The 21,338-nt window shown below is 39.3% G+C and carries 21 protein-coding genes; 13 read left to right on the forward strand and 8 right to left on the reverse strand.

Going from position 1 to position 21,338, the window contains the following annotated elements; translation table 11 throughout:
• The first annotated feature begins 22 nt into the window (after positions 1 to 22).
• Positions 23 to 1,159: a cysteine desulfurase family protein gene (locus tag D7322_RS18845; RefSeq protein WP_121125798.1), complete on the forward strand. Its 1,137-nt coding sequence runs from the start codon at positions 23 to 25 to the stop codon at positions 1,157 to 1,159.
• Positions 1,160 to 1,256: 97 nt separating this feature from the next.
• Here D7322_RS18845 and D7322_RS18850 read toward each other — a convergent pair whose 3' ends face one another.
• Both D7322_RS18850 and D7322_RS18855 read right to left on the reverse strand, forming a co-directional pair.
• Entirely contained in the window at positions 1,257 to 1,676 is a 420-nt protein-coding gene (locus tag D7322_RS18850; protein ID WP_121125799.1) for a copper resistance protein NlpE, read from the reverse strand.
• Between the two features lie 84 nt (positions 1,677 to 1,760).
• On the reverse strand, positions 1,761 to 2,093 hold the full coding sequence (locus D7322_RS18855) for a tetratricopeptide repeat protein (RefSeq protein ID WP_121125800.1): 333 nt from the start codon (positions 2,091 to 2,093) through the stop codon (positions 1,761 to 1,763).
• Positions 2,094 to 2,565: 472 nt separating this feature from the next.
• On the opposite strand from D7322_RS18855, the gene D7322_RS18860 reads away from it, so the two are divergent.
• The 5 genes from D7322_RS18860 to D7322_RS18880 all read left to right on the forward strand — a co-directional run bounded on the left by D7322_RS18860 (position 2,566) and on the right by D7322_RS18880 (position 7,895).
• A complete protein-coding gene (locus D7322_RS18860) occupies positions 2,566 to 3,303 on the forward strand; it encodes an electron transfer flavoprotein subunit beta/FixA family protein (RefSeq protein WP_121125801.1) in 738 nt (245 codons plus the stop codon).
• 21 nt (positions 3,304 to 3,324) lie between these two features.
• Complete coding sequence (locus tag D7322_RS18865) at positions 3,325 to 4,299, forward strand: electron transfer flavoprotein subunit alpha/FixB family protein (protein WP_121125802.1); 975 nt, start codon at positions 3,325 to 3,327, stop codon at positions 4,297 to 4,299.
• Between the two features lie 201 nt (positions 4,300 to 4,500).
• A complete protein-coding gene (locus D7322_RS18870) occupies positions 4,501 to 5,127 on the forward strand; it encodes a bifunctional nuclease family protein (protein WP_121125803.1) in 627 nt (208 codons plus the stop codon).
• A gap of 45 nt (positions 5,128 to 5,172) precedes the next feature.
• Complete coding sequence (locus D7322_RS18875; RefSeq protein ID WP_121125804.1) at positions 5,173 to 6,543, forward strand: nucleoside permease; 1,371 nt, start codon at positions 5,173 to 5,175, stop codon at positions 6,541 to 6,543.
• 53 nt (positions 6,544 to 6,596) lie between these two features.
• Entirely contained in the window at positions 6,597 to 7,895 is a 1,299-nt protein-coding gene (locus D7322_RS18880) for a mechanosensitive ion channel family protein (protein ID WP_121125912.1), read from the forward strand.
• Between the two features lie 441 nt (positions 7,896 to 8,336).
• Here D7322_RS18880 and D7322_RS18885 read toward each other — a convergent pair whose 3' ends face one another.
• From D7322_RS18885 to D7322_RS18895, 3 genes are all read right to left on the reverse strand, one after another.
• Entirely contained in the window at positions 8,337 to 9,896 is a 1,560-nt protein-coding gene (locus tag D7322_RS18885; protein WP_121125805.1) for a calcineurin-like phosphoesterase C-terminal domain-containing protein, read from the reverse strand.
• A gap of 431 nt (positions 9,897 to 10,327) precedes the next feature.
• A complete protein-coding gene (locus D7322_RS18890; protein ID WP_120260009.1) occupies positions 10,328 to 10,747 on the reverse strand; it encodes a hypothetical protein in 420 nt (139 codons plus the stop codon).
• Positions 10,748 to 10,922: 175 nt separating this feature from the next.
• The gene (locus tag D7322_RS18895) at positions 10,923 to 11,588 is read right to left on the reverse strand and encodes a C40 family peptidase (protein ID WP_245971381.1); all 666 of its coding nucleotides are present in this window, start codon (positions 11,586 to 11,588) and stop codon (positions 10,923 to 10,925) included.
• A gap of 200 nt (positions 11,589 to 11,788) precedes the next feature.
• Between D7322_RS18895 and D7322_RS18900 the strand changes: the two genes are divergently transcribed.
• Positions 11,789 to 12,685: an EamA family transporter gene (locus D7322_RS18900; RefSeq protein WP_121125806.1), complete on the forward strand. Its 897-nt coding sequence runs from the start codon at positions 11,789 to 11,791 to the stop codon at positions 12,683 to 12,685.
• Positions 12,686 to 12,847: 162 nt separating this feature from the next.
• Here the strand turns inward: D7322_RS18900 and mtaB are convergent, their stop codons facing one another.
• Entirely contained in the window at positions 12,848 to 14,170 is a 1,323-nt protein-coding gene (gene mtaB, locus D7322_RS18905; RefSeq protein ID WP_121125807.1) for a tRNA (N(6)-L-threonylcarbamoyladenosine(37)-C(2))-methylthiotransferase MtaB, read from the reverse strand.
• 357 nt (positions 14,171 to 14,527) lie between these two features.
• On the opposite strand from mtaB, the gene D7322_RS18910 reads away from it, so the two are divergent.
• The 3 genes from D7322_RS18910 to D7322_RS18920 all read left to right on the forward strand — a co-directional run bounded on the left by D7322_RS18910 (position 14,528) and on the right by D7322_RS18920 (position 17,171).
• A complete protein-coding gene (locus D7322_RS18910) occupies positions 14,528 to 15,349 on the forward strand; it encodes a thymidylate synthase (RefSeq protein WP_121125808.1) in 822 nt (273 codons plus the stop codon).
• 71 nt (positions 15,350 to 15,420) lie between these two features.
• Positions 15,421 to 15,915, forward strand: coding sequence for a dihydrofolate reductase (locus tag D7322_RS18915; RefSeq protein WP_121125809.1), 495 nt, complete (start codon positions 15,421 to 15,423; stop codon positions 15,913 to 15,915).
• 44 nt (positions 15,916 to 15,959) lie between these two features.
• Positions 15,960 to 17,171 (forward strand): serine hydrolase, encoded by a 1,212-nt coding sequence (locus D7322_RS18920; protein WP_245971382.1) that lies wholly within the window; start codon positions 15,960 to 15,962, stop codon positions 17,169 to 17,171.
• A gap of 31 nt (positions 17,172 to 17,202) precedes the next feature.
• Here D7322_RS18920 and D7322_RS18925 read toward each other — a convergent pair whose 3' ends face one another.
• The gene (locus D7322_RS18925; RefSeq protein ID WP_121125811.1) at positions 17,203 to 17,679 is read right to left on the reverse strand and encodes a hypothetical protein; all 477 of its coding nucleotides are present in this window, start codon (positions 17,677 to 17,679) and stop codon (positions 17,203 to 17,205) included.
• A 4-nt stretch (positions 17,680 to 17,683) separates the two neighbouring features.
• A complete protein-coding gene (locus tag D7322_RS18930) occupies positions 17,684 to 18,691 on the reverse strand; it encodes a D-alanine--D-alanine ligase (RefSeq protein ID WP_121125812.1) in 1,008 nt (335 codons plus the stop codon).
• Positions 18,692 to 18,807: 116 nt separating this feature from the next.
• Here D7322_RS18930 and D7322_RS18935 point away from each other — a divergent pair, with 116 nt between their 5' ends.
• The 3 genes from D7322_RS18935 (at position 18,808) to D7322_RS18945 (ending at position 21,338) form a co-directional block, all read left to right on the forward strand.
• A complete protein-coding gene (locus D7322_RS18935; RefSeq protein WP_245971383.1) occupies positions 18,808 to 19,794 on the forward strand; it encodes a PASTA domain-containing protein in 987 nt (328 codons plus the stop codon).
• Between the two features lie 96 nt (positions 19,795 to 19,890).
• Entirely contained in the window at positions 19,891 to 20,931 is a 1,041-nt protein-coding gene (mltG, locus tag D7322_RS18940; protein WP_121125813.1) for an endolytic transglycosylase MltG, read from the forward strand.
• Complete coding sequence (locus tag D7322_RS18945; protein ID WP_121125814.1) at positions 20,931 to 21,338, forward strand: acyl-CoA thioesterase; 408 nt, start codon at positions 20,931 to 20,933, stop codon at positions 21,336 to 21,338. The genes mltG and D7322_RS18945 overlap by 1 nt, the downstream gene beginning before the upstream one ends.

Genomic DNA, 21,338 nt, shown 5'->3' on the forward strand with positions numbered 1-21,338 from the left:
TTGAGATTTGTAATTTTGCACCATGCAAGTATATTTTGACAATGCTGCGACTACAGCCTTAGATCCTGAAGTTATTAAAGTAATGGTAGATGTCATGGATAACAACTTTGGAAATCCATCTTCTATTCACAGTCACGGAAGACAAGTAAAAACAATCGTAGAAAAAGCGCGGAAAACGATCGCCAACCTACTCCATGTATCTCCGGCAGAAATTTTCTTTACTTCGGGGGGCACCGAAGCCGACAATATGGCCATCGTACGTTCGATCACGGACTTTGGCATCACGCATGCGATCACTTCACCAATAGAACACCATGCTGTCCTGCATACGCTGGAGGAGCTGGAGAAAGCGGGAAAAGTTCATCTTGATCTACTCAACGTAGACAGCAAAGGTAATTTAGACCTTAATCAACTGGAAGAGCTCTTAAGTAGCAATCCCCGTACGTTTGTTTCTATCATGCACGCCAATAATGAAATCGGCAACCTCAACGATATCCAACGTATATCGGAATTATGTCAGCGCTACAATGCCGTATTTCACTCCGACACGGTACAGACCATGGGGCATTATCCGCATGATCTGGGACAGCTTAAAATTGATTTTATTACTGGTGCAGCCCACAAGTTTCACGGTCCGAAAGGCGTAGGTTTCCTCTATATCAATGCCAATAACAAAATCAAACCGTTGATTTATGGTGGCGCCCAGGAACGGAATATGCGTGGCGGCACCGAAAATGTTTATGGGATAGCAGGTCTCGCGAAAGCGTTGGAACTCGCTTATGAGCATATGGATGAGCACCAGGCTTATATTCAAGCTCTTAAATCCTATATGATTGAAGAGTTACAAAAAGCTATTCCAGCTATCGAATTCAATGGCGTTGTCGAACCAGAAAAATCTTTATATACCGTACTGAATGTCTCTTTCCCTTGCAGTGATCTTGCAGATATGTTATTATTCAATTTGGATATAGCAGGCATATCCTGTTCCGGTGGAAGTGCCTGTAGCTCGGGGACCGATATTGGCTCACATGTGCTTGGGGCGATCAAAACAAATTCTGACCGGCCTTCGGTGAGATTCTCCTTTTGCAAGAACAATACAAAAGAAGAAGTGGATTTTGTTGTGTCGACGTTAAAAGAACTTTGTTTAAAAAGTAGCTAAAACTGTGGGAATATAAAAGCAAAAAAATCCGAAGAGTATTCTCTATTCTCTTCGGATTTTTTTGCTTTTATATAAATGTTATTTCCCGCGGCGGATTTCAATTCTTCGTCAGCACATAGTATTTGGAAATATCTCCCGTAATATCATTACCTGATAGATCCAATTGACTCAAGATATGGTTGCCCAATTTGAATTTATAATCGACACCATCCAACGTGATTATATTTTCATCCAATTTCCATTTTCCCTCGCGCACAAAAACATCATCGCTTTTGTTAAGATATTTGGACGAGTATTTATAGGTATTGTCTTTATGTAAAGAAATAAGCGTCTCTATACCATCGCAATCCGCACAGGGCATCACCCCTTTATATTCTCCGATCACAATTTCAGCTTTGTCTCTTCCTTTTAATTCCTGCAAATTATCTTTATAGGCAGCCACACTCTGTTTCGGATTATCACACCCTCCTAATCCAATCATTATCATCACTCCTACTGTCCAAATAAACCTTTTCATCTCTTTCCAAATTCAAAAAATCAGCATCTATTAGTTACACCCTTAAAATTCATAACAAATTAGATACCAAAAATTTAGAAAGAACTAAAAATCATCATCTTCTTCTTCGTCCAAAAATGATAAAGCGCCCTGCAACTCGCCCAATGCATGGAAATTGCGGCTTTTACGTGCCACATCAATTCCCTGTTTATATGTTTTGATCGCAAGTTCCTGTTTGTCCAGTTTTTCGTATAATTTTCCCAGATGATAATACGTTCCGACGTAGTCCGGATGGCTATTGATCAGCTTCTCAAATCTGTCCAAAGCTTCCTGCTCATTATTTTGTTTCAGGTACTCCGCAGCAATGGCATATTTTAAAAAAGGATCTTCAGGGCTCTCTTTCAAAAATTCGTTGAGTTGATCCAATCGTGTTGACATATCTTTTTTATTTCAAACTTAATTAAAATTGGGCTCATCTGTAAACAATTATTTTTTTGCGCCCGCGTTCCCAAATGTAAATTATCTGATCGCTCCCCCTTTTTTCTGCATTTTCCACACATAGCAGGTGTTAGCTAACACTTTAGGTTTCTTTGTCGCCACTCCGTCCTTCCCTATCGAGCAATAACTTCGCAACAGATATATTCTATTAAAAATACTATGCTAGCATACAAAATGACATTATGCTGACGGATTGTTTCTATTCAAAAAATAGATATAGAGTTGAACAAAATTTATTAAAAAAACCATAAAATTGAACTTAATTTACAAATAAAACAAAATAAGTAGTAAAAAACCATTGTAAATTCAAAATAACGTAATAGCAAAACCACGCGGTAAACCAAAATTTTAAGCGGTTGGGGGCTTTTTATTTGGGAGAAAATATGGTAAGTTTGGGTAAAACCAATCGTATATGAAAATATTAGTTTGTATAAGTAATGTCCCTGACACTACATCGAAGATCACTTTTACAAATGACAACACTGCCTTTAATACAACTGGGGTGCAGTTTATTATAAACCCTTATGACGAGATTGCCCTTTCAAAGGCAGTTGAATTAGCTGAGGGAGGAAAAGGTACAGTGACTGTTATTAATGTCGGAGATGCATCAACTGATGCGACCATTCGCAAAGCATTGGCTATAGGCGCTGACAATGCAGTACGTATTAATGCCATTCCGAGAGATGCCTGGTTTGTTGCGAATCAAATCGCAAATTATGCCAGGGAAAATGCTTTTGACCTTATTTTAACCGGACGGGAATCCATTGATTATAATGGTGCGCAAGTTGGTGCAATCGTTGCAGAATTACTGAATATACCATCGGTATCCATTGCCAAGAAGATCGATATCGCTGCTGATGCTGTCAGTATTGAACGTGAAATAGAAGGTGGCAAAGAAGTGTTAACAGCCAAACTGCCAATTGTTATTGGTACAGCAGAAGGAGTCGCGGATCCTAAGATACCTAACATGCGTGGTATTATGAGCGCACGCACCAAACCATTGGATGTGCTGGAACCATCCGCAGTTGATACGCTTTCCCACATTGTTAATTATGAGACTCCAGCTCCACGCAGCACTGTAAAACTAGTTGATGCTGCAGACGTTGAGAAACTGGTTGCTCTATTACATGATGAGGCCAAAGTTATTTAATCATTAAATTCCGAAAAAACTATGTCAATACTTGTATATGTAGAAAATACCGATGGAAAATTCAAAAAGTCTGCTTTTGAAGTCGTTTCTTATGCGAAAGCCATCGCCGATAATATCAGCACCGACCTTGTTGCCATCTCGATCGGCAACGTCGCGCAGGATGAACTCGCTACACTGGGCAGCTACGGTGTTTCAAAAGTGCTTACGGTCAATAATGAGCAGCTTTCCTCTTTTGTCAACCAAGCTTATGCGAGCATTATCGCGGAAGCCGCAAAGAATATAGGCGCTAATTTGCTGGTACTTTCCAACTCTTTTTCCGGCAAAGGTCTAGCACCTCGCATCGCGGCAAAACTTCATGCTGCACTCGCTGATGGGGCTTTGTCGTTACCGACTATCGAAGGTGAAAAGTTAACCGTCAAAAAGACCGCGTTTTCAAATAAAGCATTTGCTACAGTGGAATTGACCGCAGCGATCAAAGTGATCGCTTTAAATCCCAATGCTTATGAAACCAAGGTAACTGGAGGTACCGCCGTTGTTGAACCTTTTGCAGCCAATATTGCTGCCACGGACTTCTCGACAATTGTTAAAGAAATTGTGCGCGCAACAGATAAAGTTTCCCTACCGGAGGCAGAAATCGTTGTCTCTGCTGGCCGTGGGCTAAAAGGTCCGGAAAACTGGGGGATGATCGAAGAACTCGCAGATGTCCTTGGTGCCGCGACAGCCTGTTCAAAACCTGTTTCTGATGCAGGATGGCGCCCACATTCCGAACACGTCGGCCAAACGGGTATCGTTGTAAGTCCCAACCTCTATATTGCTATCGGTATCTCCGGTGCTATCCAACATTTAGCCGGTGTTAGTTCTTCAAAAACAATTGTAGTGATCAACAAAGATCCCGAAGCACCATTCTTTAAAGTTGCGGATTACGGTATCGTTGGTGATGCATTTGATATTGTACCCAAATTGACACAGGCTTTAAAGGCTTACAAAGGTCATTAAGATTTTACCGCATATTTTCCTCCCCATTCATTCCAAACATGATTGGGGAGTTTTTATTTACCCTTTACCTAATTGCAATTTCCTCGATTAAAAAGGTCGGCGCAATCGAGGGAGATCGATAAATTTGTTTCACACGGAACGTAATTATAATTGCATATAAAAGCAAATTTATCTAAGTTTGTAGACCGCTTTGGAATTAAAATGAAGAAAATCAGATTAGATATCGTTGGTTTATCCTATAGTCAAACGCAATCTGGGGCTTACGCCCTTGTATTGGGAGAAGTGGAGGGCAACAGAAGACTGCCCATCATTATTGGTAGCCATGAAGCTCAAGCCATCGCTATTCGGATAGAAAAAATGATTCCAAGCCGTCCCCTTACGCACGACCTGTTTCAGTCCTTTGCAGAATCTTTTGGCATTAAACTCGTCGAAGTACTCATCTACAATCTGATTGAAGGCATTTTTTATGCAAAGATCATTTGTTCTGACGGCAATAAGATGGTCGAAATTGATGCGCGTACTTCCGACGCGGTTGCCTTGGCAGTTCGTTTTGAAGCACCAATTTATGCCTACGAATTTATTATGTCATCTGCAGGGATTATTATTGAAGGACATGAATTCGCATTTTTGGAAAATCTCGACAAAGCCAACAAGGTACAAGATCCCAGTATGGTCGAGGTCGAAGAGAAGACTCCTTCCCAATCCGCTAACAACCCTTTTTCTTCGTTGACAGATGAACAACTGGAGCAGGCGCTCAACCAGGCATTAACGGAAGAGAACTACGAACAAGCCGCGTTGATTAGGGATGAAATTTCCAAAAGAAAATAACTCCTCTCATTAAAGCGAAACAAAAACTCTAAATAATATCGTTTTATGTCTATTAAATTAAGATTGACCATTATGAGCTTCTTTCAGTTTTTTGTCTGGGGAGCATGGTTGATTACAATAGCTAACTATTGGTTTGGCACAAAGCAATGGGATGGTACACAATTCGGTGCCATCTTCGCTACAATGGGGATAGCTTCGCTATTTATGCCAACATTGATGGGGATAATTGCTGACCGCTGGATAAATGCTGAAAGACTATATTTTTTCCTTCATTTATCTTATGCTGCTGTTCTTTTCTACTTACCACAAGTTAATGATCCCAACACTTTTTTTAATGCGATGCTCGCAGCAATGTGTTTCTATATGCCGACATTGGCTCTATCCAACTCTATTGCCTATACCGCATTGAATGAAAACAACTATGATCTGGTCAAAGCATTCCCCCCTATCCGTGTTTTCGGAACTGTTGGATTTATCGTAGCGATGTGGATCACAAATCTGACAGGTAACAAAGCAACAGCATACCAATTTTATATTGCGGGAACAGCGGCCTTGGCCTTGAGTCTCTATGCCTTTACATTACCGAAATGCCCACCTAAAAAATTACAGCAGGAAAGTGCATCTTGGATACAGCTGTTGGGCTTAGAAGCCTTTAAATTATTTGGAAACTATAAAATGGCGCTGTTCTTTATATTTTCCATGTTCTTAGGAGCCGCATTGCAGTTGACCAACGCGTATGGGGATGTATTTTTGGACGAATTTAAATTCTATCCAAAATTTGCGGAATCCTTTGTGGTGAAATATTCGACAATTATTATGTCGATCTCGCAGATATCGGAGACGCTTTTTATCTTGGCTATCCCATTTTTTCTGAAGAGATTCGGGATCAAAAAAGTTATGTTGATCTCTATGTTTGCCTGGGTATTACGTTTTGGGCTGTTCTCATTTGGAGACCCTGCTGGCGGCCTGTGGATGATTGTACTTTCCTGTATCGTTTATGGAATGGCATTTGACTTTTTCAATATCTCAGGCTCTTTGTTTGTTGAGACATCCACAACATCAAGTATACGTAGTTCTGCTCAAGGCTTATTTATGATGATGACCAATGGTTTCGGAGCAGTATTCGGCAGTTTTGCATCCGGGTGGATAATCGACCATTATTTCACCAAAAGCTTTCAGAATGGGCAGGATCTGGCCAACTACCTGGATACGGATATCAATGATATGCATTTCCTGAATTTCTTAAAAGAGAAAAGTATCTCGCTGTTGCCTGATGGTACCCTGAACAATAATATTATGCTCAAGGACTGGCATGACATCTGGCTAGCCTTTGCCATCTACACCCTGGTTATCGCAGTACTTTTTGCAATATTCTTTAGACATAAACATGAGCGCGAGCCGCTAAATTCAAAATAACAAAAAGTCGCAAATGCGGCTTTTTGTATATTTGCAGGATGCAAAATACATCAATGGAATTGTTAACGGATTCACAATCCCAAATTTACAACTGGACTTTTCAATGGATTAACAAGCTAGGTTTGGATAACCAGACCAATCATTTTATCAATTCCATTGTTTTATTATTGCTGGTTGTCTTATTTCTGTTCATTGTCGATTACTTCAGCAAAAAAACGCTTCTGCTACTCACCATTAAAGCGATCCGGAGAAGCGCCAACCGATTTGACGACTTATTAATCCGGAATAAGACCTTAAAACTGATCGCGCATTTCGTCCCCATATTAGTTGCCCAATATATCATTCCCATTATTTTTATGGGCTTTCCGAACTGGAAAGAAAATATCAACAAATTATTGGCCATCGCAACCACCGTCGTCAGTTTGTTGATCATCCATTCCTTATTAAAAAGTATCCGGGATATCCTGCGTACCAAAAAGTCCTTTGCCGATAAACCGTTGGAGAGCTACTTACAGGTCTGTCAGATTATCATGTACTTTATCGGCGGCACCATCTGTTTCTCGATCTTGACAGGAAGCTCTCCCTGGTCATTTTTGTTGTCATTAGGAGCAGCATCAGCGATCTTAATGTTGGTATTCAAAGATACGATCCTGGGTTTTGTTGCAAGTATACAGGTATCGGCCAATGATTCAATACGTGTAGGGGACTGGATCGAAATGCCCAAATACGGCGCAGATGGGACGGTAAAGGAAATCAACCTCAATAATGTCAAAGTGCAGAACTTTGACAAGACCATCACGACAATTCCGACACATACCCTATTATCGGATTCCTTTAAAAATTATAGGGGTATGCAGCAATCTGGAGGAAGGCGCCTGAAAAGGGCGATAAATATTAAAATTTCCACGATCCGATTTTTGGACAACGAAGAAATCGAAAGACTAAAACACATACAGATTCTCCGTGCCTATATAGAAGATCGCGCGAAGACAATAGACGAATTTAACCGTATTCATCAGATAGATCCTTCCAGTCCAATAAACGGCAGGAAAATGACCAATCTGGGCATGTTCAGAGCTTATGCGCTTGCCTACCTGCGTCAAAATCCTCAGATCCACAAAACCATGCCCTTAATGGTGCGACAATTGGCATCAACCGAACATGGTGTACCGGTCGAACTGTATTTCTTTGTCAATGACATACGGTGGGAATATTATGAAGGTATTGTCTCCGATGTTTTTGATCACCTCTTTGCCGCCACAAAATATTTCGACCTTGAGATATTCGAAAATCCGGCTTCGGATGATTTTAGACAATTTGTTAGGAAACAACAGATCAATGTACTGAATTAGTAAAAAAGAAAACAAGATCCATAAAAACAGTGAAAGGTAATCCGGGGAGATTACCTTTTCACTTTAAAAACAAACTAAATTTTCAGACGTGTTTCACAACAGATCTACACATTAACCCTAACTCTTTATGAATCAAAAATTACTCTACACAAATATAGGACTGCTATGTTAAGTCCATCTTAAGGGAACTTTAAACTTAAAACAATTCGACAAATAGTTATTTAAATCATTTAATTCGCATCTTTTATCAATAAATCAGACTTCAATACGCTTAAAATAACTCTTGGTTCGTCAACTGAACCAATCCTATAATATTGTGTGCCAAACCTGCTGGAATTGTTTTTCAATTAATTTCTTACCCCTATTGCAATAGGGCTACTCTGGTATTTCCAAAAAAAAGGCAATCCGAAGATTGCCTTTCCTGGGATAGTAAATACTCAATTATTCTACCACAATACTTTTCGTCGCGAAATGTTCTCTGTTGAACATATCAACTGCTTTAATTTCTAACTGATATGTCCCAGCTTTAAGTTTCGGCAAATTCGTTACCCACAAATGGCTGGATTTTTCTGGATTAGATGGGCGGCGAGTTGTCATCAGCTTTTCAGCGGTATCGTATTTCGCTAGGGACTTTAAGAAAGCAGGATCACTCTCGTTAACATATTCCATCTCTTTCCAATCTCCTTGGTTAATTCGATAAGCCACTTTGTCCCCTTCCCTACCAATGAAGAAGTTTGCGTAAATGGGGTATCTTTTCGTATACTTTTCGGGTACTACAGAAGCTCCATAAATATCGATCTGATAGCTTGCTGGCTTACCTACCACTTTATAATCGAAACTATATTGATTACCTTCAATTTTCAAAACGGCATAACCCTTTGGCGTACCGTCCCGCATGGTCGAAACCGGAATTCCCTTTTCGTTCAGCTCCCCTGAATACCAATCCCCTGATGTGGTTCCGACATTATATTCGTGGTGCGCATGTTCCTGTTTCCAACCATCTTTCTGTCCATAAAAATATTGGCGTTGAAAATGTGTATGTGCCGAAAGCGAAAGTGTGTGCTCAAAAGGGGCCAAAATATCAAATAGACGCTGTCTGTCTTCATTGCGAAACACATTTGAGTTTTCATGATATAATGGGATATGGAACGAAAGGACAATCAATTTGTCTTTAGCTACCTGCTTTAAGTCATTCTCAACAAAATCCAATTGATCTTTCCGAAAACCTCCAAGATACCCTTTTCCGGTACGTGGATTAGGATAGATAATATTGTCCAATACAATGAAGTGTGCATTGCCATAATTAAAGGAATAATTATTAGGGCCAAAAGTTCGCTCAAAAGACTCATCCGAAAGGCTGTCCGTTTTGGCATCATAGTTCATGTCGTGATTCCCCATGACATTATACCAAGGTAATCCCATCGTAGAAATGACCGACTTGTATTTTGGTTGAAGGGAAAGATCGTCACCGACCAAATCTCCTAGACTGATTCCGAATTTAGCGACAGATTTGTCAGCGATTTCATTGATGATGCCCTCCTTAAAAAATCCCAATTCTTCCTCGGTATATGCTTGTGGGTCACCAAAGACAAAAGCGGAAAAATTGGCTGGCTCATCTTGTTGATATAGCGCAAAGTTCACGCTGGAAGGGATTTTACCCGTTGCAGTAACACCGGGATACTTTGATGTTGGGCTACCATTAACTTTATGGATATAATAGAATTTTGGATGGTTATTCTCATCTACGGGTACTGCATATCCCGAAGGTTTGACAACGAAAATGATATTATCATTTCCCACTGGTAATTGATAGTTACCATCTTTATCTGTAGCAACAACTTCGCGACCGTTACTGACCGAAACAGATGCTATCCCCTTCTCATTCTTATCTAATTTTCCGTTTCTGTTTACATCTAGAAAAACTTTTCCCTTTGCAAATTCTTGTGCTTGTACTGTCTGGGCCAGCGCCAAAGAAATGGCCAATGCCATAAATGTTTTCATATCGAACGTTAGTTTTGCCGCTAAAGTACCCTATTAGCATTAAGATAATATCAATTGAATATAAAGGATTCGTAAATATAAACCCGTATCAAGCAGTGACCAACTTAACAAATAAGACCTAATTAGTTCTTATATAATAGGGATTTAAATCGGACTTTATACGTGTTTATCCGAATGAGGTCCGAGTGAAGTCCGAATAAGATCCGTATCAAGTCCCTATTAGTCTACTGTTTAATATGAATTTGTCCCCTACTTGATATAAAGTTTTCCGACATCATTTCATTCAAATTTTAGCATTATAATGGCGCGAAATTATTTGAATAGTTTGGCTTATCGATAATGGATCCCATTAAATCGGAAAAAGCGTTAAAAAAAGAAGGAGAAACCAAATGCTTGGTCTCTCCTTCTTTCAATAAATATATCTATCCTTATTATCTTGCTTGGGCAGTCGCTAACATACGGTTGACTTCGTCTATCATCGATTTGGCGGCATCATGCATCCGTGGATTACCTGCAAAGTCCGCATCTAAAGTGACACGTTTTGATTTATCTTTGTAATTATATTCCAGATAAAAACGAGGTACTTTAGAATTTGTTGAATCTTTCTTCCATTCCGGACCTGTCATATCTGTATCCAAATTCCAAAACCCCAATTCCATTGCTTTGCGGTGCAAATACAATAGATCATCTTTTGTGAACTTTACAGTATCCGTAATTAATGAATCTTGTTTGTCTAAATATTTATAGATACGCGTTTTTGAATTATATTCATTGACCATATGATTCGGTTCGCCATATTTGAATTCAATGGATTCAAAATCAGCAAAACGGAATGGTGCGTTTTTAATCATATTGCTATAATAATAAACACAATACATTAAAAATGGCACAATAATACAAAGGCCTAAAAAAATCTTTTTACTCTTTATTGTCATTTCTATAAAATTTTGACAAAAATAAGGATTTATATAGGGTATAAAAGTTTATGTCAAGATATGACATAAAACCTACATGGATTTCACCAGGTTAGATCTTTGGAGAACCTGCATCAACGAAAGTTTTGGCGTACCAGCTATCCGTCAGATCTGATATAATAACCCCTTTACGCGTTGAGACATGAACAAATTTATTGTTGTGTAAGTATACGCCCACATGGTCAATCCCATTCTTACCAAAAGAAAAAAACACCAAATCACCTTCTTCCAATTTCTGAGGTTTCTTTCTTTTCACAATGCCTTCCATATCGCGTGATGTCCTTGGAAGATTACCTTTGTAGACTTCGATATATAACAGATTAACAAAACCCGAACAATCCACTCCACTTTTGGTCTGTCCCCCCATTCGATGCGGTATTCCCATCCAATCGTCGATAAATGAATAGAGCTGTGGGTTTAACTTCTTTGTATTTACATTCAGTAAGGAGGCATAATTATCAAGACGAGATCCAGAAAAGGTTTTTCCCCGCGCCGAGCTCGCATCTGTCAACACCGAACCACTGGAGGAACGAGAACCGGAGGTAAGTACCTTTTTCTTCGTTGAACAACTGCTCAAGAATAGGAGTGCGCTTAAACAGAAGATAAAATAAGACTTAGCAATCATTATGTTCGATTTACTTTCCTGTAAGACAAACTTAAATAAATTGCTCCTGATATACAACCTATTTACCCCCTTCATAAAAAACAATTTATTCATTCTCCCTATTTTATTGATAAGCTATTCGTTATAAAGGATTATTTCCATGTACTGAGTAATTAGGATTGGTTGATCTTCATTGAAGCTTTTAGTTCAACTATCCTCAATAGCTGCGGATCTATCCTTTTCCATACCAAGAACGAAGGATCGGAAAAAGAATTGTCCAGAAATCGTAACTTTGCCGCCTAATTTATTTGAGAATGGAAAAATTAAAAGGGGCATTAGCCGTCTTTTTAGGTGCGAGTAGTTTTGGGATACTATCAACGTTTGTAAAAAAAGCATATGGCCAGGGGCTTACTTTAGGAGAAGTAACAGGGATTCAGGTATTATTTGGCATGCTTATGCTTTGGCTTATCTTTATCGTGATCAAGCTATTTTCTGGAAAAACCTTTCGATCTTCAACTAAAAAATCATCTTGGGTCAAAATATTGATCAGTGGTACATCAACGGGGCTTGTGAGTGTCTTATACTATAAATGTGTGCAGCTGGTGCCGGCATCTCTTGCTATTGTCCTACTGATGCAGTATATATGGATCGGTGTGGTCATTGAATTTATCTTTTTCAAAACAAAACCATCAAAAAACAACTTGATCGGTATTGGTATCGTATTGATTGCAACGTTATTGGCAACAGGGCTCATTGAGAAAGGACTGGAGGATCTCAACTTAACGGGCCTGTTATTTGGACTTTTGGCTGCTACGGCTTATTCTGTATTCATGATCGTGAATGGCCGTGTAGGCAATGATTATCATCCGATCCAAAAAAGTGCAATCATGGTAACAGGTTCCTGTATTTTGATTTTCACGTTATTTCCACCGAACTATTTATTTAATGGTCAATTTGACGCTAATTTTCTGCATTTTGGTCTGATTCTATCTTTATTTGGCACCGTCATTCCACCATTGCTATTCGCTTATGGTTTACCAAAAACGGGCTTCTCTTTAGGTGGAATATTAAGTTCTGCAGAATTGCCTGTAGCAACCTGCATGTCTTATTTTATATTACATGAATCCGTTTCGTTGGTACAATGGATCGGTGTTCTTTTGATTTTAGGGACAGTGATCTGGTTAAATGCCGCAAAAAGCAGTGCGCACTAATCAAAAGCGTACATTTCAAAACACGAGCTCAGATATTCTATACAATCATATTGGATAGAATATCACCTAAGATCGAAAGATCTTGCAATGGAGTTTTTCTTTAGTAAAAAAAGGCAATCTTATAGAAGATTGCCTTTTTTTGAATGTATAATTCTTAAAAAATTAATGTGCTAATGTTTCAGGAACCTCCTCGACTTCTACTTCACAAGTATCTGTTACTTCCATAAATTTGACTGGTACAACCTCGTTCACCAATAACGGATCATACACAGTCCTCACCTTGACATAATTTTTAGAGAAACCGTGCATATAACCATCTTTTTCATCTGCTTCGAACAGGACATCTCCCTGAGCTCCAAGCTGTGATTCATAAAAAGCGCGACGTTTCTTCTCTGAAAGAATATGCAGCATCTTACTTCTATCACTACGTTGTGCTCCGGGCACAGCTCCTTCCATTTGGGCTGCAATCGTATTTTCACGTTCCGAATAGGTAAAAACGTGCAAATAGGAAATATCCATATCGTTCAGAAAATTATAGGTATCGATAAAGTCCTCGCGCGTTTCTCCAGGAAATCCAACAATCACGTCAACACCTATACAACAGTTCGGCATTAATGACTTGATGAATTCCACACGTTCAGTATAAAGCTCCCGTTTGTATCTCCGGCGCATCAGACCCAAAATCTTGTTGCTTCCTGACTGTAATGGCATATGAAAATGCGGAACAAATCGCTTAGATTGTGCCACAAACTCGATGATATCGTTTGAAAGAAGATTAGGTTCAATAGAAGAAATACGTATCCGATCAATACCATCCACCTCATCCAGGGCTTTTACCAAATCCAGAAAGCGGTCTTCACGCTTACCATCCCGAATACCAAAATCACCAATATTAACCCCTGTCAATACGATTTCTTTTACACCCGAAGCAGCAATTTCTTCCGCTTGCTTGACAATCTCTTCAATCTTTCCTGAACGGCTTCCACCACGTGCCAAAGGGATTGTACAGAAAGTACATGAATAGTCACATCCATCCTGTACTTTTAAAAAGGTACGCGTACGGTCGCCAATGGAATAAGCCGACACAAATTGATTGGTTTCATCAATCGGGCCATTATAAACAATTGTTTTTTCCTGTTTGGTCAAGTCATTGATATGTTCAATAATATTAAATTTCTCAGCAGCCCCCAATACCATATCTACCCCAGGAATCTCCGCGATCTCCTTTGGTTTTAGTTGGGCATAACAACCAACAATGGTAATATAGGCATTCGGAGAGTGCTTTAAAGCTTCTTTGACCACTTTTCTACACTTCTTGTCAGCATTGTCCGTTACAGAACATGTATTGATTACATAGACGTCCGCACGGCTATTGAACGCTGTTGTATCATAGCCCGCATCCTTAAATAAACGTCCTATGGATGATGTCTCCGAATAATTCAGTTTACATCCAAGTGTATAAAAAGCTACTTTTTTATTCTCCATAATATTTTGCAAAATTACATTTTTTTTCAGTAACCCTTCTTATCATTTTAAGTTTTGACTTTCTCGTTATAAGGATTTTCCTTAGTTTTGACTATCTTGAAAGGTTGGATGCGCTAGAAGATTTAAATTTTATAGCTAAAGACAGATACTGCATCCACTGGTTATGGTTTTAATGCAATTTGGATATAGAAGGGCGTGTAAATTTTCATCTAAGCTAGATGCTTCTAGCAAGGGAAGTTTTAACCGAACAGCATAAATCCTGCTGGTGCAGCTAAAAGCACACACCTATAATAGTAAGCAGTAGAACATACAGATACAGACCTCGGATATTAAGCATTTAATAAATAAAACTTACAAATGAAACAATATTTAGATTTACTCAGACACGTATATACGAATGGTGTTGTAAAAACGGATCGTACCGGAACAGGTACCAAAAGTGTCTTTGGTTATCAGATGCGTTTCAATCTTCAGGAGGGATTCCCGCTAGTAACAACAAAGAAATTGCACTTGCGATCAATTCTTCACGAGTTGATCTGGTTTTTGAAAGGTGAAACCAATATTCAGTATTTAAAAGAGAATGGGGTGAGTATCTGGGATGAATGGGCTGACGAGCAGGGAAACCTAGGCCCTGTTTACGGTTCGCAGTGGCGCTCTTGGCCAACACCTGATGGCCGTCATATCGATCAGATCACACAGGTTATCAACCAGCTAAAAAATTCACCGGATTCCCGCCGCATTATTGTATCGGCATGGAATGTTGCTGAAATCGAAAACATGGCCTTGCCTCCTTGTCATGCTTTCTTTCAATTTTATGTAGCACCAGCACAGCCTGAGAAAGGGATTTTGAAGCCGCAATTATCCTGTCAGCTTTATCAACGTAGCGCCGACATATTTTTAGGTGTGCCTTTCAATATTGCCTCTTATGCCCTGTTGACGATGATGGTGGCACAAGTCTGTGATATGGAAGCAGCAGAATTTATCCATACATTAGGTGATGCGCATATTTATAGCAATCACTTTGAACAAACGGAGTTACAATTGAGCCGCGATCCAAAGCCATTGCCACAAATGAAGATAAACCCAGAGGTGAAAGATATTTTTGATTTCAAATTCGAAGATTTCGAATTGCTGAATTATGAATCACATGCTCATATCAAGGCGCCGGTTGCAGTTTAGGAAAACCGCTAAGAAGCTGTCCTGTACGCAACATCACTTTATACAACAGAACTAATCTACACGACACAAAAATGAGTAACCCAACGATCACATTAATCGTAGCTGCCTCGGAAAACAATGCAATCGGCATCAATAACCAGATGCCTTGGCATTTACCAAATGACTTTAAATATTTTAAAAGAAACACCATTGAGCATTCTGTCCTGATGGGCAGAAAAACTTTTGATGCAATCGGCAAAGCATTGCCTGACCGTAGGAATATTGTCATCACGCGTAATGCTAATTTTCAGGGAGAGGATATTGATGTTGCCAACAGTATCCAAGAAGCACTTCTATATTGCCGTGACGAGCGTGAAGTATTTATCATCGGTGGAGCAAATATCTATCAACAGGCTTTACCATTGGCAAACAAAGTACTTTTAACAAGAGTACACACAACAATTCAGGGAGATGCGTTTTTTTCCGAACTATCATCGGAAGAATGGGAACTAGTTTCCGCGGAACCACACCAGGCCGATGATAAACATGCCTTCGATTATACTTTTGAAGTGTATAATCGCAAATAGCCATTGGAATGTTTAAATATTTATCGCTCGTTTTTATTTTACTTATGTCCAAGACATATGCTCAGAAGGTAGATACGGTTTATCTCGAAAAATTGCTTCAGAGCCGTCCTGATTTATTTCAACAGCTATTAAATCATCCGACAAAACATGAAGTGCAGATCCTCTACACTCAAATTGATCGCGATCAATCCAATGTCCCACATTTCAGGTCTTATAGTTATCGACTAAACCCCAATTGGTATTTCTATCCAGCAAGCACCGTAAAATTGCCAACGGCAATCTTAGCATTGGAAAAAATTAATGATTTGCATATTGAAGGATTAACTGGAGATACTCCCCTGCGCATAGATTCCGCTTTTGAAAAGCAAACCAAGGTATCCGTAGATGAATCTGCGGCCAACGGGCTGCCATCTATCGCTCAATATGTCAAAAAAATATTATTGACCAGTGACAATGATGCCCAAAATAGATTGTTCGAATTCATTGGCCGTGCCGAATTAAATGCAAAACTCAAAAAATATGGCACAAAATATAGCCGAATTGTCAACCGCCTCGCTATTGGAGACAAGGGAATTTGGGCCAAGCATACCAACCCGTTCACTTTCTATCTGGACGACCATATCCTCTATCAGCAAAAAGCGCAATTCGATCCCAAGGATTATGATATCAAGTTAGCCAATACCCTGCAGGGGAAGGGCTACATGAATGATAAGGATCAGCTTATCCATGAACCGTGGAGCTTTGAAGGTTTAAATGTATATGCGTTGGAGGATCAACAATTGATCCTAAAAAAATTATTATTTCCTGAAGCGTTCAAAAGCAAAGAGAGATTCAATTTAAAAAAGGAAGATTATAACCTACTCTATGACTACATGTCCCGCTATCCGTTTGAATCGGACTTTCCAAAATATGATCCCATAGAATTCTGGCCAACATATAGCAAATTGCTGTTCTATGGCCGTGAAAAAGATACCGTGCTGAATCCTAATATCCGAATATTCAATAAATATGGCGATTCCTATGGTTATAATATTGATAATGCTTATATCGTAGATTTTGAACATGGCGTAGAATTTCTCCTTGCTGTAGTAATTCAGTCGAATGAAAACGGTATTTACAACGATGGCATTTATGAATACGAAACCGTCACCTATCCATTTTTGAAAAACATCGGTCAGCTTCTCTACCAGGAAGAGCTAAAACGAACAAAAAAAATCAAACCCGATTTGTCCAGGTTTGATTTCAGAAAATTATAGAAAACAGCTTTCAGAATCTGAAAGCTGTTTTCTATACAATATATTCTTGTTCCTGATTGATCCAGGGATATTCATTTTTATGCAGCCAAAAATAATACGGAATTAATAATAGTCCTTCGAGAGGAATCCTTATAACACCGGAATTTATCAGGCAATCAACGATGAGAATGCTATAAAAAATAATACTTATCAGTACATCTATCTTTCCATACGAAATGGCCCTGCCTTTCTCAAACCAAAACATATAAGCCACTACGACTTTAAATAGCATAGATAGATTGCCAAGCACAACGACCGGACTTTTAAAATTTACAATTTCAAACCGTAGCTGATACACTCCAAGAATAACCGCCTCGCCCTGAACCAATGACAATAACATTAACAGAATCAAGAAAAACGCATTGACAGTAACTACCCAGCAAAACAGCTTCATCCACCAAGGCAGTAAATTTCTGCGTTTTATCTTGTTTAAACCAAAATTCCCTGTCTTTTCAAAAAAATCCGTCATAGCACTAATGTCCCTGCAAAGCGCTTTCGATCAATTCACCATAAAAGTCACCTTCTTTCATACCAAAAGCACGTACCTGTTGCGGGATAAAACTTTGCGCTGTCTGCCCGGGAATTGTATTGATCTCAATGAAATAAAAATTGTCGGTCTCACTTTCCAAAAAGAAATCCACACGCACCATACCTTTACAGTTCAACCTAACATAAATTTCCTTCAGAATACGTGCAGCGCGCTCTCGCTGTTCCACGCTCAGGTCCGCAGGCGTAATTTCCTCCGCCAGACCAGGAACATATTTGGCTTCAAAGTCAAAAAATTCACGTGTCGTACGAACCTCCGTTGCAGGCAATACAACCAATTCTCCCTTTGCATTTCGAAATATTCCTTCCGAGAATTCGCGTCCGGTCACAAATTCCTCAACAATAACCTGTTTTCCCGTATTTTCGGCATCGAAAGCCTTATCAATAGCTTCCTGTAGCTGAGCCGATTCTTTGACCTTCGTCATCCCGATACTACTTCCCCCAGCATTAGGTTTCACAAAATACGGAAGGGAAAGATTGCTTTCCACGGCGCTGACTGCTTCCGCCCGCTGTGATTCAAATAATAAAACTGATTTGGCCAGATGTAATTCAGGAATATTACTTAAAATCGCTTTGGTATAGCCTTTATTCATCGTTAAAGCTGAAGTCAGCGCATCGCATGAAGTATAAGGAATATCCAGCAAATCAAAGTAGCTCTGTAGTCGTCCATCCTCCCCCGGTACGCCATGTACCATAATAAAAGCAAGGTCAAAATTTATCGTTTCTCCAAGTAGTGGTAAGGTAAAGTTTTCGCGCAGAACAGGATGCTGCTGACCGTCTTTATCTGTATAAAACCATGCTTCTTTTGATATGGTAATCGGGTATACATCGTATCTCTCATGATCAAGTTGAGAATAGACAAAAGCGGAACTTTTAAAAGAAACTTCGGCTTCCTCTGTATAACCTCCAGTTATTAATGCTATTTTTGCTTTCATAAATTTTAGCGATTCGAATAGCAAATATAATTTGCTATACACGGAAAAACGAATAATTTTGTGAGGAATAATTTTATTTAATCATTCTGTAAAACTGGCTTCAATATTGCGGTTCTATGCAGAATTCATTTTTATCAAATACAGTAATGTCCAAAGTCGTACAATATCTTCAGACGCCCGCGTTCAGAAAAAATCTCATTGCCGCTTTCGTTGCGATAATCTGCCTATTTCTTGCGGTATATGTCGGGCTGAAAATATATACCAAACATGATGAATCCATTGCAGTTCCAAAAATAAAGGGACTTCATATCAACGCAGCCATCCAAGCGTTGGAAGATGCGGGACTAGAATATCAGATTGACTCCGTTTACCAGATGGATGCCAAACCTGGCCTGGTGATCGAACAGGACCCTGAGCAAGGATTTCACGTGAAATCCGGTCGTACAATATATCTAACAATTATCACGCAAGTAGCACCTGAGGTCTCTTTTCCAAATATCAAAGATAAAACACTGATCGAAGCAACAGCTATTTTGAAAAATCACAATCTTAAAATTGGTGATACCTCTTATGTCGCAGATATCGCCAGAGATATTGTTTTAGATGCCCAATTTGCGGGTCAATCCATTCGAAATGGACGTATGATCCCGAAAGGTTCACGAATAGATCTTATCCTTGGAAATGGCCTTGGAGCAAATGAAGTTGAAATTCCCAATTTGGTCGGACTTCCGCTAAATGAAGCTAAATTTGCACTTACGGGTGCCGGACTTGGTCTGGGAACGGTCACTTACGATCCAAATGTGACTGATACGACAACAGCCGTTATCAGCGCGCAATCTCCGGGTATAGAGAAGGGATTAACGAGCTTAGGGGCTAAAATAGATGTAACCCTTTCGTTGATGGCACCGACACCTACAACTGGTACTCCTGGAACAACAACAACGCCTAAGCCACAGGGAAATCCGACACCGTCAAATCCTCCTGCGGCGAAACCCGCGGCTCAGGGAAAAACAACAACAAATAATCCTCCTGCCAAAGCGACAAATACAACACCTCCAGCAGGCCAGAAAAAGGAAAATAAAAGTAATAGTTTAGGCTTCTAAAATTATTTTTGAAACCTTTACAAACATCAGATTGTTTGCATAAAAATGATTCGGATGTATGCGAAAGTTTCATTATTGATATAAAAAATCATTCTGATGGAAAATAAAAAAGGAATACCGAGTTGGTTAAAAATTGTTGCATTAATTGTCATCGTTATCGGAGGTTATTTTGCATGGACATTTTACAAGGCTTTTTTTGCCTCAAATGTTTCTGGAGAAAAGAAATACCTTTATATTCATGAAGGCGCAAAATACGAGGATGTGCTCAAATCAATTCAAGATTCTAGTCTTCTGGATGATATCGCTTCATTTGAACGTGCCGCCCAATATAAAAAGTACGAACAAAGCGTAAAACCGGGCCGTTATCTATTAAGTCCGGGAATGAACAATCGACGTCTGATCGGTAATTTAATAGGTGGTTATCAGGAACCCGTAAAATTCAGGTTTGCCAATGTAAGGCTAAAAGAAAATATGGCGGCCTTATTAGACAAAAATTTTGAAGCAGATTCAGCACAATTTATTGCGGTATTGAATGATGAAGCTACCGCTCAAAAATTTGGTTTTACCAAGGAAAATTTAATTTCAATTTTCATTCCAAATACCTACGAAATTTACTGGAATACAAGCCCAGAAAAGGTTATTGCGCGTTTCGATGACGAATGGAAAAAGTTCTGGAATACGGACCGTATTGCGAAAGCCAAAGCACTTAACTTAACGCCACAACAGGTCAGCACATTGGCCTCCATCGTCAAAGGCGAGGCGTTGCATCAAGACGAAATGCCTATGATTGCCGGCCTCTATTTAAATCGTCTAAAAAAAGGAATGCTTTTACAGGCAGATCCAACAGTGATCTTTGCGAACAATGACTTTACCATCAGAAGGGTCTTAAATAAGCATTTAAGAACCGACAACCCATACAATACGTACATCTATAGAGGCTTGCCCCCAGGTCCTATTTCTATTCCAAGTATTGCAGCTATTGATGCGGTCCTAAACTTTAAACAACACGATTATATCTATATGTGTGCAAAAGATGATTTCTCCGGATACCATAATTTTGCGAAGACAGAAGCAGAACATCTGATCAATGCGCGCAAATTCCAGCAAGCCTTAGACGCAAGAAATATTAAAAAATAATGTTTGTATTTGATCATCAGATTCGTGTCCGCTATGCAGAAACAGACCAGATGGGCTATGTCTATTATGGCAATTATGCTGCATTTTATGAGATAGCACGAACGGAAATGCTGAGAAGTACAGGAATATCCTATAAAGAACTGGAAGAAATGGGCATTATGCTGCCTGTTACAGAGATGAAAACCAAATATCTCAAACCAGGTAGGTATGACGACCTGATAACGATCCGGGTAACGATACGTAAGAAACCAGCGGTTCGTATTATTTTTGAATACGAACTGTTCAACGAAAGTGGTGAATTACTCAATCAAGGCGAGACAACATTGGTGTTTGTCAATATGGAAAAAAACAAACCATGTATGCCCCCGCAGATCTTTCTGGATAAGATGAGTAAATACTTTAACTGA

It is taken from the genome of Sphingobacterium puteale, assembly GCF_003627955.1.
GTDB classification, from domain to species: Bacteria; Bacteroidota; Bacteroidia; order Sphingobacteriales; family Sphingobacteriaceae; genus Sphingobacterium; species Sphingobacterium puteale.

Bases quoted from the DNA above. Each gene is read 5' to 3' on its own strand.
- D7322_RS18845 (WP_121125798.1), top strand. From the start codon at position 23: ATGCAAGTATATTTTGACAATGCTGCGACTACAGCCTTAGATCCTGAA.
- D7322_RS18850 (WP_121125799.1), bottom strand. From the start codon at position 1,676: ATGAAAAGGTTTATTTGGACAGTAGGAGTGATGATAATGATTGGATTA.
- D7322_RS18855 (WP_121125800.1), bottom strand. From the start codon at position 2,093: ATGTCAACACGATTGGATCAACTCAACGAATTTTTGAAAGAGAGCCCT.
- D7322_RS18860 (WP_121125801.1), top strand. From the start codon at position 2,566: ATGAAAATATTAGTTTGTATAAGTAATGTCCCTGACACTACATCGAAG.
- D7322_RS18865 (WP_121125802.1), top strand. From the start codon at position 3,325: ATGTCAATACTTGTATATGTAGAAAATACCGATGGAAAATTCAAAAAG.
- D7322_RS18870 (WP_121125803.1), top strand. From the start codon at position 4,501: ATGAAGAAAATCAGATTAGATATCGTTGGTTTATCCTATAGTCAAACG.
- D7322_RS18875 (WP_121125804.1), top strand. From the start codon at position 5,173: ATGTCTATTAAATTAAGATTGACCATTATGAGCTTCTTTCAGTTTTTT.
- D7322_RS18880 (WP_121125912.1), top strand. From the start codon at position 6,597: ATGGAATTGTTAACGGATTCACAATCCCAAATTTACAACTGGACTTTT.
- D7322_RS18885 (WP_121125805.1), bottom strand. From the start codon at position 9,896: ATGAAAACATTTATGGCATTGGCCATTTCTTTGGCGCTGGCCCAGACA.
- D7322_RS18890 (WP_120260009.1), bottom strand. From the start codon at position 10,747: ATGATTAAAAACGCACCATTCCGTTTTGCTGATTTTGAATCCATTGAA.
- D7322_RS18895 (WP_245971381.1), bottom strand. From the start codon at position 11,588: ATGAATAAATTGTTTTTTATGAAGGGGGTAAATAGGTTGTATATCAGG.
- D7322_RS18900 (WP_121125806.1), top strand. From the start codon at position 11,789: ATGGAAAAATTAAAAGGGGCATTAGCCGTCTTTTTAGGTGCGAGTAGT.
- mtaB (WP_121125807.1), bottom strand. From the start codon at position 14,170: ATGGAGAATAAAAAAGTAGCTTTTTATACACTTGGATGTAAACTGAAT.
- D7322_RS18910 (WP_121125808.1), top strand. From the start codon at position 14,528: ATGAAACAATATTTAGATTTACTCAGACACGTATATACGAATGGTGTT.
- D7322_RS18915 (WP_121125809.1), top strand. From the start codon at position 15,421: ATGAGTAACCCAACGATCACATTAATCGTAGCTGCCTCGGAAAACAAT.
- D7322_RS18920 (WP_245971382.1), top strand. From the start codon at position 15,960: ATGTCCAAGACATATGCTCAGAAGGTAGATACGGTTTATCTCGAAAAA.
- D7322_RS18925 (WP_121125811.1), bottom strand. From the start codon at position 17,679: ATGACGGATTTTTTTGAAAAGACAGGGAATTTTGGTTTAAACAAGATA.
- D7322_RS18930 (WP_121125812.1), bottom strand. From the start codon at position 18,691: ATGAAAGCAAAAATAGCATTAATAACTGGAGGTTATACAGAGGAAGCC.
- D7322_RS18935 (WP_245971383.1), top strand. From the start codon at position 18,808: ATGCAGAATTCATTTTTATCAAATACAGTAATGTCCAAAGTCGTACAA.
- mltG (WP_121125813.1), top strand. From the start codon at position 19,891: ATGGAAAATAAAAAAGGAATACCGAGTTGGTTAAAAATTGTTGCATTA.
- D7322_RS18945 (WP_121125814.1), top strand. From the start codon at position 20,931: ATGTTTGTATTTGATCATCAGATTCGTGTCCGCTATGCAGAAACAGAC.